We start from the raw sequence: 12535 nt of genomic DNA, 5'->3' as shown, positions 1-12535 counted from the left end.
CGCTCGAATCAGGTTGATCAAGCTGGCGGATTGCCACACCTGCAGAGGCGAGTCTGAGTATAGGAGGTGCGTGAAAACATGTACGCGATTATCGAAACTGGCGGCAAACAGTACAAAGTAGAAGAAGGCGCTGTGCTCTACATCGAGAAGCTCCATGCAGGAGAAGGAGAAAGCGTGACGTTCGACAAGGTTCTGTTTGTCAGCAAGGATGGCAAAGTAACTGCCGGTTCTCCGACAGTTGCCGGTGCAACTGTTACCGGTAAAGTGGAAAGACACGGCAAAGGCGCGAAAGTGATCGTCTACAAATACAAGGCCAAGAAAAACTATCGTCGGAAACAAGGTCACCGTCAACCGTACAGCAAAGTCGTGATTGAAAAAATCAACGCGTAATTTGGTGACGGTATGATTGTGATCACTGTACGACGAGATCGGCAGGCTATAGCCGAGATCACCATCTCAGGCCATGCCAATGCCGGAGAGTATGGAAAAGACATCGTCTGTTCCGCCGTCTCTGCGATCAGTTTTGGCATGTTGAATGCCGTGCACCTGACAATGGGGATCGTCCCTGATGTGGAACAGGCTGCACAGGAGGGCGGGTTTCTCCGCTGGCGTGTACATCCGCTTGACGATCAGGCAGGCCAAGAGAAACTGCAGTTGCTTGCAGAAAGCATGGTTATCTCGCTCTCTGCTGTCGCAGAGCAGTATGGGCAGTATGTGACAGTTGAAGATACGACACAAAAAGGAGGTGCATCATGATGAAAATGCTGTTTACTGTGAATCTGCAGTTCTTTGCATCCAAAAAAGGGGTAGGTTCCACCAAGAACGGCCGCGACTCCATTGCGAAACGTCTGGGCACCAAACGTGGTGACGGGCAATACGTGAAAGCCGGAAATATCTTGGTTCGCCAACGCGGCACCAAAATCTACCCGGGGATCAACGTTGGTATTGGCGGCGACGACACCCTGTTTGCAAAAGTGGACGGTGTGGTTCGCTTCAAACGCTTAGGCCGTGACCGCAAACAAGTGGTGATTGAACCAGTTGTTGCGCAAGCCTAATTGCTAACTCAGCCTAGAACCCAGCCTAGCGCTGGGTTTTCTTTTTGTGATGGGTTTGTGATATGGTACAATAGGAAACAGTGATGGGATGAAGGGAAAATAATACAGTTCAGGTGGGGGAAGATGAGCGACCAACAGAAGCTTTTTACCCAGCAAGTCGATCTGTTGCTCTATTTTTTAAACCAGCAGCGGCACGACTGGCTGAACCACTTCCAGGTTTTGCTTGGCTACCTGAAGCTGGGCAGAGCGGAAGAAGGCGAGGCCTACCTCAGGCGGGTGACAGAAGAGATACAGCAGGAGAGCGGAATCGCTCGCATCAACAGCCCCTTCTTATCAGTCTTCTTCCTAACCTTTAATGCTCTCCATAACGATCTCCGGCTGCAGGTAGAAGCTGACGATCAGTTGGATCTCACCCGATTGGCGATGGAGCAGGAGACATTCTCCCGGTTGCTGATCGACCTTGTATATGCTGTCCAGCAGCATCTGGTTGAAGGGCAGCACGAGCAGCCCAGTCTGCTGGTATCGTTGGCAAACGGGAGAGGACATGTGACGATCCGATTTGATCTAGTAGGTGAATTCAACAGTTCCGGTCAGACGGCAGTAGAGTCTCTGCTGAATGAAGTGCGGCAGTACGGTGGAACGGTTGCCAACTGGATACATAAGCAAGGAGAATGGGTTCTGGAAATGAAGTTTGCTTGCCGTACGTAAAAGAGGTGACATCATGTTTGTCGATCAAGTAAAGATTTATGTTAAAGGTGGAGACGGTGGCAACGGTTCCGTCGCATTCCGGCGGGAAAAGTACGTACCGCTTGGCGGACCTGCAGGAGGAGATGGCGGACGCGGCGGTGACGTCGTCTTTCTCGTTGACGAGGGATTAAACACGTTGATGGATTTTCGTTATCAGCGTCACTTCAAAGCACAGCGCGGAGAAAACGGACGCTCCAAATCACAGCATGGCGCAAGTGCCGAGGATATGATCGTTCGCGTACCGCCTGGGACGATTGTGACAGATGCTGATACGGGCGAGACGATTGCTGATCTAATCGAGAATGGACAGCGAGCGGTCATTGCCAAGGGGGGGCGCGGCGGACGGGGGAACATCCGGTTTGCCAACCCGGCCAACCCTGCACCGCACATCGCGGAGAACGGTGAGCCAGGTCAGGAGCGTCACGTCATCTTGGAACTAAAGCTGATTGCCGATGTCGGTTTGGTGGGCTATCCCAGTGTAGGCAAATCTACACTGCTCGCCAGTGTGACGGCAGCTCGGCCCAAAATCGGGGCGTATCACTTTACAACCATCGCTCCTAATCTCGGTGTGGTGGATGCCGGTGAGCGAAGCTTCGTGTTGGCTGACCTTCCCGGACTGATCGAGGGAGCGCATGAAGGCCATGGGTTGGGACATCAGTTTTTGCGCCATATCGAACGAACTCGTCTGCTCATCCATGTGCTGGACATGGCGGGTTCGGAGGGACGTGATCCCTATGAGGACTACCTGCAGATCAATGAAGAATTGAAACTGTACAACGTCAAGCTGGAAGAGCGGCCGCAGATCATCGCTGCCAACAAAATGGATCTGCCGGAAGCAGAGGAGCATCTGCAGCACTTTAGGGAACGGATGCCTGATGTGAAGGTCTATCCCATCTCTGCTGCGACTAAGCAGGGTGTTCGGGAGTTGATGCAAGCGGCGGCGGAGATCCTGGAGACGATTCCGAAAAAGCCGCTGGTAGAAGAGGTGGCGGAGGTGGAAGAACGCGTTGTCTTCCGCGCCGAACCTGAACCCGTTCCATTTCAGATCACCAGGGAGAACGAGGTTTTCGTGGTGCAGGGTGACAAGATTGAGAAGTTGGTACGGATGACCAACCTGAACAGCTACGATTCCATCCAACGGTTTGCACGGATGATGCGCAGCATGGGAGTTGATCAGGCGCTGCGCGAGCGGGGAGCCAAGGATGGAGACACCGTTCGCATCGGCGAGATGGAATTCGAATTTACGGACTAACCGAGCAAAGCGGGACTGAAAAGCCCCGCTTTGCAAGCAGTGAGTGTTGACACCTAAGATAGACAGCTATATGATCATACTATCGTTTGGAAAAACAGTGCAATTGGATAGACTCTCTTATCATGAGCAGGCTGAGGGACTGGCCCGATGAAGCCCGGCAACCGACCGCGTGTGATCCCGTTATACCGCATCACACCGGCACGGTGCTAATTCCTGCAGGGAAACTCCTGAGAGATAAGAGCCCGTGGATCAACCATGGTCATCAAAACCTCTTTTCCCTCAGGAAGAGAGGTTTTTCTGTATTGCAGCAGATGTATACATTGACGGTGGGGAGGGGAGTCGTTGATCGTTGTTATTTCCGTTCATCATCTTGTGCCGGGCAATCTTCAACGTCTGTCAGTTGCTCATCGATCGCTTGGCCGAACTGATCGAGATCGCTCGGCTTTGCTGCCGGGTGGTTGTTGCGACGCTCCGACTTGTCTGTTTTACCGCGTCCCGCCATGATTGTCACCTCCTCGATTCGATTCTTCTTTAATCTGTACCAAGGGGACGCAAACTTTTCATACTTTTTCCCGTTTTGGGGTTGTCACATCGTCAGCCCTCCGTTATAATGTCTCCCATAGATAAACAACTGTATACTCTGGGAGGACATATGACCAAACGGGAAGAAAAGTTCTATCTGATTCGCTCCGATATCCTGCCTGAATCGATCGCCAAGACGATTGAGGCAAAAAAGCTGTTGGAGTCAGGAGAAGCCGATACGGTACATGAGGCAGTGGAGCGTGTTGGTCTCAGCCGCAGCGCTTTTTACAAGTATAAAGACGGCATCTTCCCATTTAACGCGATGATGAGCGAGGAGATCATGACGATCACGTTTGCTTTGGAGCATCGCTCGGGAAAGCTGTCCAGAGTGTTGCAGTTCGTTGCGGATTGCGGTGGCAACGTATTGACGATCAACCAGACGATTCCGCTGCAGGGAATTGCCAACATCGCCATGTCCATCGATATGGCCCATCTGAATCTCTCCAGTACAGATTTTGTGGATCAGCTTCAACAGATAGACGGCGTCCGCCGGGCGATGATCGTCGGACGCGGATAGGTTTTTCAGGAGGATAGGAGGACGAGAAAATGGAAAAACAAGTAGTCAAAGTGGGGTTAATGGGATTAGGGACGGTTGGTACGGGAGTGGTGCGGATCGTCAGAGGTCATCAGGAAGATTTGCAGAAGCAAACCGGCCTTGGCATCGAGATCCACAAAATCCTGGTCCAAAATATGGGCAAGGCACGCAGTATCACAGATGTAGACGACTGCATCACCACCGATGTGAATGACCTGCTGTTCGATCCGCAAATCGATGTCGTCGTGGAAGTGATCGGAGGAATCTCGCCAGCCAGAGAGTACATACTGGCTGCCTTGGACCAAGGAAAGCATGTCGTCACCGCCAACAAGGACCTGATGGCTCTGCACGGGGCGGAAATCCTGCAAAAAGCACAGGAGCGCGGGTGTGACGTCTTTTATGAGGCAAGTGTTGCCGGCGGCATTCCGATTCTTCGCGCACTGGTAGAAGGCTTCTCCTCTGATCGGATTACCCGGATGATGGGGATCGTCAACGGTACGACCAACTACATCCTGACCAAAATGAGTCAGGAAGGAGCCGAATATGCAGAAGTGCTGAAAGAAGCCCAGGAGCTAGGATACGCGGAGGCAAATCCTACATCAGATGTGGAAGGACTGGATGCTGCGCGGAAAATGGCGATTTTGTCGACGCTCGGCTTCCGCGTTCCGATGAATCTGGACGACGTGGAAGTAAAAGGGATCAGTCAGGTGAGCAAAGAGGATATCGCATACGGCAAGCGGATGGGCTACGAGATGAAGCTGCTCGGTATCGCCCGTCGCGACAACGAAGAGATTGAAGTAAGCGTGCAGCCGACGATGATTCCGAAATCACATCCGCTGGCCACGGTAAACGGTGTCTTCAACGCTGTCTACGTACATGGGGAAGCAGTCGGGGAGACGATGTTTTACGGGCCTGGAGCAGGAGAACTGCCGACCGCTACGGCTGTTGTTTCAGACCTTGTAACGGTGGTGAAAAATATGAAACTGGGAGTGAACGGCCGGGGAATGGTCGCTCCTTATAAAGAGAAGATCCTCAAAGAGGATCACCAAAAAGTATCGAAGTACTTCCTGCGGCTGATCGTTGCCGACCAACGCGGCGTGTTGGCACAGATTACACAGCTGCTCGCAGAGAATGATATCAGCCTGGATCAGGTGCTGCAGCAGCCGTACAACGGCGGTGAGCAATCGGAGATCATCATGGTGACGCATCTGGCGGCAAAGAGCAGCATGGATACGGTGCTCGCGGCACTCTCCGATATGTCCGTGATTTACGAACTGAAAAGCTGCTATCGCGTGGAAGGGGGCGAAGCGTAATGGCCAACCTGTCAAACGTTGCCGGACATTCGTCAAGGCAGTTGGGGCTGATCGACCGGTACCGCTCGTTGTTGCCCGTTACCGACAAGACGCCGGAGTTGACCTTGCATGAGGGAAGCACGCCGCTGATTTACGCTCCCAATCTCTCGAAACAATTCGGCGTGGAACTTCACTTTAAATACGAAGGTCTTAACCCAACCGGTTCTTTTAAAGATCGCGGGATGGTCATGGCGGTAGCAAAAGCGGTGGAAGAAGGCAGCACGACAATCATGTGCGCCTCCACAGGGAACACCTCAGCAGCCGCAGCTGCCTATGCGGCTCGCGCCGGGCTGCGCTGCATCGTGTTGATTCCGAGCGGCAATATCGCGCTTGGCAAGCTGGCGCAGGCGATGATCTACGGTGCTGAGGTAATCGCTATCGAAGGCAATTTTGACGAAGCACTGCGCATCGTCCGGGAGATCACTGCTTCCGAACCGATCACACTGGTCAATTCGGTTAACCCTTACCGCATCGAGGGACAGAAGACAGCAGCTTTTGAAGTGTGTGATGCGCTTGGCAAAGCCCCTGACATTCTGGCCATTCCGGTGGGTAACGCGGGCAATATCACAGCGTATTGGAAAGGGTTTAAAGAATACCGGCAAGCTGGGCAGATTGAAAGCCTGCCGCAGATGTTCGGCTTCCAGGCTGCAGGTGCGGCACCACTGGTTCATGGAGAGCCGGTGCCCCATCCGGAGACGATCGCCACTGCGATCCGCATCGGAAACCCAGCCAGCCGGGAAGGGGCTCTGGCGGCTTTGGATGAATCAAACGGCCACATTGACGCGGTAACGGACGAAGAGATTCTGGAAGCTTACAAACTGCTGGCCAGTTCCGAGGGGATTTTCTGTGAACCGGCGTCGGCAGCATCTCTCGCCGGCGTGATCAAGCTACGCCGCAGCGGCAAGCTGCCGGAAGGACGAACCATTGCCTGCGTCCTGACCGGGCATGGCCTGAAAGATCCTAACATCGCTCTTGAATCGGTTGCGGTGGAGCCACGTACGGTGGCAGCCAATCGTGAGGCGGTTATGGCGATGATCCGGGAAGGACATGCAAATGAATAAGCAGGAGCCCAATCCAGTCATACGCGTACGGGTGCCGGCCAGCACTGCCAACCTGGGCCCGGGATTCGACACAATCGGCATGGCTTTTCAATTGTACACCACGATTACCATGCGCTTGGCGGAGACCACGCAGATCCGTCCGCTCAGCACAGAACTGGGCGGACTGCCAACCGGCAAGGATAACTTGCTGTACCGTGCTGCTGCCGCTCTCTTTTGCGAAGCGGGACTGCCTGAACCAGAGATCTACATGGAAGTAGAGAGTGAGATCCCGCTCACGCGTGGCCTGGGCAGCAGTGCGGCGGCCTTGATCGGGGCGCTAACGGGAGCGAATCGGCTGGCGGGCGAACCGTTTACGGCAGAGCAGTTGTTTTCCATTGCCAGTAAGTGGGAGGGGCATCCAGATAATGTGGGTGCGTCGTTGTTTGGGGGAGTAGTGGTAGCCACTATGCCGGAGACGGAAGAACGGCTGGCACCGATCCCGCATGTCCGCTTGTCGGTGCCCAATGGGATCAAAACGTTGGTTGTGATTCCCGATTATGAACTGCCCACGGAAAAGGCGCGCTCAGCCCTGCCTGAACATTATCACCGTGGGGATATGATCTATAATGTCGGAAGGAGCAGTCTGCTGGTGGCTGCAATGGCCCAGGGACGGCTTGACTTGCTCTCACAAGCGATGCGGGATCGACTGCATCAGCCTTATCGCTGCCCCTTGGTCCCTGGCTTGAGTGAGATGCTGCAGATGGCAACGGAGCATGGAGCACTTGGCGCCGCACTGAGTGGAGCAGGACCGACAATGCTGTTTTTCTATTCGGACGATCAGCAGAAAGAGCGGCTGCAATCTTTTATCGATCAGGTGATGACACGCCATGCCATTGGTTACAAGGCAATGGTGCTTCTCCCCGATGAGAAAGGTGCAACGATTGACGTGAGCAAATCGTCTGGCGCATAATAGACAGATATTCGAGAATCGCGTCAAAGGATAGGAGAGAACGATGAGAAACAAGATCGCTTTTCTGGGGCCGTCTGGTACGTTTACCGAAGAAGCGGCCCGTCTGTTGCCGCTCGGCAAAGTCCAGTACCAACCTTGTGCCAGCATCATGCATGCATTGGATGCCGTAACCAAGGCCGAGGCCGATTACGGTGTCGTCCCGATTGAGAATTCCATAGAGGGTTCTGTCAATTCAACACTCGATTACTTGATCCACAGCGTGGAGATGCCGATTTTGGCCGAAGTGGCACTGCCGATTACACAGCACCTGGTCATTGCGAAGCGTCCAGAGCCACTGCCGTTGTCCGCTGTCACCAAAGTGATCTCTCACCCGCATGCGGTGGCACAGTGCCACCACTTTCTGCAGGAGCACATGCCGCAAGTGGAGATTGAGTACGCCAACAGCACTGCGACGGCGGCGCAGTTGGTCAGCCAGAATCCGGAGGAGCCGTGGGCCGCTATCGCCACCCGCTTGACTGTGGAGATCTACCCGTTAATGTTTGTCAAAAACAACATTGAGGATTACCCCAACAACTTCACCCGTTTTGTCCTGGTGGGAAAACAATCGCTGGACCTGCCGCAAGCAGATTCGGAGAAGACGACGATTGTCGTCACCCTGCCGGAAGACTTTCCAGGAGCGCTCTACCAAGTGTTGGTCGCTTTCGCCTGGCGGAAGGTAAACCTCTCGAGGATCGAATCACGGCCAACCAAGAAGGGCTTGGGCAGCTATTATTTCGTGATTGACATTGAACAGCGCATGGATGATGTGCTGTTGCCAGGCGCTTTTGCCGAGATTGAAGCACTCGGCTGTCAGGTTCGTCAACTTGGCACGTACCCGGTATACGTTAAACAAAAATCTCTGTCTGTACAAAATGGGTGAATCAAGGCATTCCGGGGGAGCGTTTCCCCCGGTGATGTTTTCATGGGGTGTCTGGATCAAGCAATTCCCTTTTGTTTCCGCAAAACGAAAAAATGTTCAGCATCACCAACTTGTTTTTCATCAATTGTTCTCATATTTACTGTGAAAGTGATTGACGAGTCCATTTCACAGTTTTATAATCGTACTCATACTCAGAAAGTTTTGTCGATTTTTCACACATGGTACTATTGTGGAGGGAGAACCAGATGGCAGCACAGTGGATCTATCTGAATGGAGAGTATGTAGAAAAAGAAAATGCGAAAATCTCCGTTTACGATCATGGCTTTTTGTACGGAGACGGGGTATTCGAAGGGATCCGGGTATACAACGGAAACGTATTCCGGTTGAGAGAGCATATTGAGCGGTTGTACGAATCAGCTCTTTCGATTTTGTTGGAGATACCGATGACCGTGGAAGAAATGATGGACAAAGTGGTGGAGACGGTACGCCGCAATGAACTGCGCGATGCCTACATCCGATTGGTCGTTTCCCGCGGTACGGGCGATTTGGGGCTTGATCCGCGCAATTGCAAAGCACCTAACGTGGTTATAATTGTCGAACAATTGCAACTCTTTCCCAAAGAACTTTATGAACAGGGAATGCGGATTGTTACCGTTCCGACGCGTCGCAACAAGCCGGACGCGCTTAATCCCAAGATCAAATCACTCAACTACTTAAACAACGTGTTGGTTCGGATCGAAGCTAGACTGGCCGGGGTAAGCGAAGCCTTAATGTTGAACAGTGAAGGATACGTAGCCGAAGGATCGGGAGACAACGTCTTCATCGTGAAACGAGGAGTGCTCTACACTCCACCCAGCTATGTTGGAGCACTGGAGGGCATCACGCGGCAGGCAATCATCGAAATCGCTCAGCGTCTCGGCTACACAGTAAAGGAAGAGCCGTTTACCAGACATGATGTCTACGTAGCGGATGAAGTATTCCTGACGGGAACTGCGGCTGAAGTGATTTCCGTGGTAGAAGTAGACGGACGCAAAATCAAGGATGGCAAACCGGGACCGGTCACTCACCATCTTTTGGACGAGTTTCGCCGTTTCGTCCAGGAAGACGGTGTCAAAGTGTACGAACAACCTGGTGTACTGCCAGAGGTTAGATAGAGGTTTGCGTGTATCGTAACGGAGGGTATCCCTAATCGGGTAACTCCAAATAAGTAAAGTCAAACGAGCTTATAAACAGCGTATAAACATCTCGTTTCACGATGAAAAGTGAGACGGGATGTTTCTTTTTTGTCTTCTGTTCCTTTCGACAGCGAGCCGGCAGTGCGCTGCTTCTTCTGCCGGAGAGACGTCCAAAAGCGGCATCCTTTCTTTTGGGCTTACTCTCTCTTGTTGGCATTTGTGAGCAAATCGCCTATGGGTGCATACCATGGTAGGGACCTGGAACCAAGGAAGGAGTGCAAGTCCGTGAAGATTCACATCGTGCAACAGGGAGACACCATGTGGAAGATCGCAAAGCAGTATGGTGTCGATCTTGAAGAATTGCTTCGGGCCAACAATCAATTGAAAAACCCCGATCGAATCATGCCGGGGATGAAGATCAAAGTCCCTGCCAGACAGGTTCCGCTGCGTCCTCGTGGGGAACAAAAGGAAACTTATCAAGTCCCTGCTCGCCCTCGTAAGGAAATGCCTGTAGCGCCTGAAGAGGAAGAGCCGAGGATACCCTCTACACTGCCCAGAACCATCGAACCAGAGACGATAGAAGAAGAGTTGATGCAGTTGGAAAAGCAACGAATCGAACAGGAGAGAAGGGAGCTTCAACAGAACATAGAGCCGAACATCAGAGGCAACGTAGAGCCGAACATTAAGGACAATGTAGAACCCAACCTGAGGCCTAATGCAGAACCCAACCTGAGGCCTAACGTAGAGCCCAACTTGAGGCCTAACGTAGAGCCCAACTTGAGGCCTAACGTAGAGCCCAACTTGAGGACTAATGTAGAGCCTAACTTGAGGCCCAACGTGGAGCCCGACGTAAAGCCCAACGTACAGCCCGATGTAAAGCCCTATCTACAACCAAACGTCAAGCCCAACGTCAAGCCCAACACGGAACGGAGCATCCAGAAACAGCCAATGGAGCGATCACCGGCCGAGCAGATGCCGCCTACTGGAAGAGGCTACCCGCCTCAGCCGCCGGCATACAGAAAGGGAGATCCATATGGTTACACAAAGACACCACCACCTGTCATGCCTTATCCCATGCCGCCGTCTCATCCGTCACCAGTGATGCCAACACCTCCAGCTTCGTCCACGTTACCATCGCCGCCGCCCATGCCCTACGCTTCATCGATGATGCCATATCCAATGATGCCAACACCCGACACTTCATCGATGATGCCTTACCCGATGATGCCGATGCCCGATACGTCATCGATGATGGGATTGCCGATGATGTCGATGCCCGATACGTCATCGATGATGGGATTGCCGATGATGCCGATGCCTGACACTTCATCGATGATGGTGGTTCCGATGATGCCGATGCCTGACACTTCATCGATGATGATGGTTCCGATGATGCCGATGCCTGACTCGTCGATGATCATGGCCCCTCATGTTTCACCGATGATGCCTGGGTATGACTCTCCACCGATGCCCAACGATTCCTATGACGATTCCAGCAGAACGAGAAGCGGCAGCAAAAAGAGAGAGCGCATGAGCGACGGTAGGTCCAAGCATGACCATGTATACATGTCGTCCGATTATTCATACGACTCGTTTAGGGCTTACAGTTACTCTACTGATAGTACACCCTATATGTTGCCCCACCCCGGTATGAGCAGCTCGATGTACCCTCCCAATCAAACGATGCCACAACTGCCTCATTCAGAAGTGTGGCCGTCTTGGGAGAAGGGTCATGAAGAATCCTCTTCCTGCCGGTAAAACTGCAGATGAATGAGGCGTTTCTTTCTGCTCTAGAAAAGAACTTTGGCTGTCATATCAATGGGGTGAAACCGCGTAGAAACGTATTATTTGTCAGAACCAACCGTGGAAACTGGGTGATCAAGGCATACAAAGACAAGGAGAAGGCGCAATGGGTTACGCAGCTGTCTCATCTACTGCAAGAAAACGGTTTTTCTCATACCGTGAGTTATCTGCAAACGGAGGAGAATGGCCCTGTTTTTCCTTATGGAAACCATTTTTACACCATAATGAAGGCAATCGATGGCAGGGAGTCAAGCTATGCGTTTCAGGATGATATCAGGCAGGCTGCGCTCACCTTGGCGCGCTTTCATCGGGCAGCGAGAAGCTGGAATCCCGGTCTGGTGCAGTTCAGATATAAACCTCCGCTGATTGAGAAGTGGGAAACCCGATTGACAGAGTTTACCCGGATCGCGGAAAGGATCGCCGCGAGAGGGCCTGTCAATCGATTGGAGTCGATGATCCAGAGTATGGCCCCCGAGGTGTTGCGTGACAGTCGCCAAGTGCTGGAACAATCATACCGAATGCCGTTGATAGCGGAGATGCACCAGGCGATTGAAGAGGGGACGGTCGCCCACCGTGACGTTGCCAGTCACAACTTCCTCTTGACACCATCCGGGGAGTGTTATTTGATCGATCTCGATACGGCCCACTTTGATATGCAGTTGGTTGACTTGGTCCAGTTTGTTGGCAGGATGCTGCTGCTGCAAGGGTACCAGCCGGGCATATTCACAGATGTGATCAACGCCTATAGCATCGTCAATCCACTACAAGACAATCAGATACGAATGATCCACCAGTTGCTGCGCTATCCCGACAACATCCTGCGGGAGGTGACTGGTGTTTACAGTAGACGCCCTGGTTATCGTGCACGCGGTGCCATGCAGCTTTTGCAGTTGGAGGGAAGGTATCGTAGGCAGCGAAATCATTTCCTGAGAGCAGAACATCAGGTGATGGGGTCCTGGTCCAACTGGACGATGGGCGGCACAGGTTAGACTGACAGACGACGATTGTTTGTACGGAACGGGTTGTGCGAAAGGGGGGCTGACACGTGATGAGGCGATTTCTCCCCTCAAGTAGAAAAAAGCTGATGACCGAAAGGCCATCAGCT

The 12535-nt window shown here is 52.7% G+C and carries 14 protein-coding genes, 1 pseudogene, 1 riboswitch and 1 other annotated feature (1 of these 17 only partly in view); of the genes and pseudogenes, 13 read left to right on the top strand and 2 right to left on the bottom strand.

The window, feature by feature from the left end; all coding sequences use genetic code 11:
• Window positions 1–65: a sequence feature (ribosomal protein L21 leader region), on the top strand; it begins 13 nt to the left of the window's first position.
• Between the two features lie 13 nt (window positions 66–78).
• The 5 genes from rplU to obgE all read left to right on the top strand — a co-directional run bounded on the left by rplU (window position 79) and on the right by obgE (window position 3054).
• Window positions 79–390: a 50S ribosomal protein L21 gene (rplU, locus tag LOK74_RS13260; RefSeq protein ID WP_230042514.1), complete on the top strand. Its 312-nt coding sequence runs from the start codon at window positions 79–81 to the stop codon at window positions 388–390.
• A gap of 12 nt (window positions 391–402) precedes the next feature.
• Window positions 403–756, top strand: a complete 354-nt coding sequence (locus LOK74_RS13255) for a ribosomal-processing cysteine protease Prp (RefSeq protein ID WP_230042513.1) — start codon at window positions 403–405, stop codon at window positions 754–756.
• Complete coding sequence (rpmA, locus tag LOK74_RS13250; RefSeq protein WP_420908786.1) at window positions 756–1055, top strand: 50S ribosomal protein L27; 300 nt, start codon at window positions 756–758, stop codon at window positions 1053–1055. The genes LOK74_RS13255 and rpmA overlap by 1 nt, the downstream gene beginning before the upstream one ends.
• Before the next feature lie 123 nt (window positions 1056–1178).
• On the top strand, window positions 1179–1763 hold the full coding sequence (locus LOK74_RS13245; RefSeq protein WP_230042512.1) for a Spo0B domain-containing protein: 585 nt from the start codon (window positions 1179–1181) through the stop codon (window positions 1761–1763).
• Between the two features lie 13 nt (window positions 1764–1776).
• The gene (obgE, locus tag LOK74_RS13240) at window positions 1777–3054 is read left to right on the top strand and encodes a GTPase ObgE (protein ID WP_230042511.1); all 1278 of its coding nucleotides are present in this window, start codon (window positions 1777–1779) and stop codon (window positions 3052–3054) included.
• A 114-nt stretch (window positions 3055–3168) separates the two neighbouring features.
• A riboswitch (SAM riboswitch) is annotated at window positions 3169–3295 on the top strand.
• Window positions 3296–3406: 111 nt separating this feature from the next.
• Here obgE and LOK74_RS13235 read toward each other — a convergent pair.
• Complete coding sequence (locus LOK74_RS13235; protein WP_230042510.1) at window positions 3407–3556, bottom strand: hypothetical protein; 150 nt, start codon at window positions 3554–3556, stop codon at window positions 3407–3409.
• 150 nt (window positions 3557–3706) lie between these two features.
• Between LOK74_RS13235 and LOK74_RS13230 the strand changes: the two genes are divergently transcribed.
• The 7 genes and pseudogenes from LOK74_RS13230 to LOK74_RS24375 form a co-directional block, all read left to right on the top strand.
• Entirely contained in the window at window positions 3707–4153 is a 447-nt protein-coding gene (locus LOK74_RS13230) for an ACT domain-containing protein (protein WP_230042509.1), read from the top strand.
• Window positions 4154–4182: 29 nt separating this feature from the next.
• Window positions 4183–5484 carry a homoserine dehydrogenase gene (locus LOK74_RS13225; RefSeq protein WP_230042508.1) on the top strand — a complete coding sequence of 434 codons (1302 nt, stop codon included), beginning with the start codon at window positions 4183–4185 and terminating at the stop codon, window positions 5482–5484.
• Entirely contained in the window at window positions 5484–6584 is a 1101-nt protein-coding gene (thrC, locus tag LOK74_RS13220) for a threonine synthase (protein ID WP_230042507.1), read from the top strand. The genes LOK74_RS13225 and thrC overlap by 1 nt, the downstream gene beginning before the upstream one ends.
• Window positions 6577–7533, top strand: a complete 957-nt coding sequence (thrB, locus tag LOK74_RS13215) for a homoserine kinase (protein ID WP_230042506.1) — start codon at window positions 6577–6579, stop codon at window positions 7531–7533. The genes thrC and thrB overlap by 8 nt, the downstream gene beginning before the upstream one ends.
• A gap of 43 nt (window positions 7534–7576) precedes the next feature.
• On the top strand, window positions 7577–8452 hold the full coding sequence (pheA, locus tag LOK74_RS13210) for a prephenate dehydratase (protein WP_230042505.1): 876 nt from the start codon (window positions 7577–7579) through the stop codon (window positions 8450–8452).
• Window positions 8453–8697: 245 nt separating this feature from the next.
• Window positions 8698–9606 (top strand): branched-chain-amino-acid transaminase, encoded by a 909-nt coding sequence (gene ilvE / locus LOK74_RS13205; RefSeq protein ID WP_230042504.1) that lies wholly within the window; start codon window positions 8698–8700, stop codon window positions 9604–9606.
• Between the two features lie 255 nt (window positions 9607–9861).
• A pseudogene (locus LOK74_RS24375) lies at window positions 9862–9999 on the top strand (LysM peptidoglycan-binding domain-containing protein); the annotation flags it as partial.
• Window positions 10000–10841: 842 nt separating this feature from the next.
• Here LOK74_RS24375 and LOK74_RS13200 read toward each other — a convergent pair.
• Window positions 10842–11048: a hypothetical protein gene (locus tag LOK74_RS13200; RefSeq protein WP_230042503.1), complete on the bottom strand. Its 207-nt coding sequence runs from the start codon at window positions 11046–11048 to the stop codon at window positions 10842–10844.
• 345 nt (window positions 11049–11393) lie between these two features.
• On the opposite strand from LOK74_RS13200, the gene LOK74_RS13195 reads away from it, so the two are divergent.
• Window positions 11394–12419 carry a protein kinase family protein gene (locus LOK74_RS13195; RefSeq protein WP_230042502.1) on the top strand — a complete coding sequence of 342 codons (1026 nt, stop codon included), beginning with the start codon at window positions 11394–11396 and terminating at the stop codon, window positions 12417–12419.
• Window positions 12420–12535 lie beyond the last annotated feature (116 nt).

This window comes from Brevibacillus humidisoli, assembly GCF_020923435.1.
In the GTDB taxonomy this organism is placed as follows: Bacteria; Bacillota; Bacilli; order Brevibacillales; family Brevibacillaceae; genus Brevibacillus_E; species Brevibacillus_E humidisoli.
The sequence above is the reverse complement of the archived record's forward strand: the minus strand, read 5'-3'. Positions and strand labels throughout refer to the sequence as shown.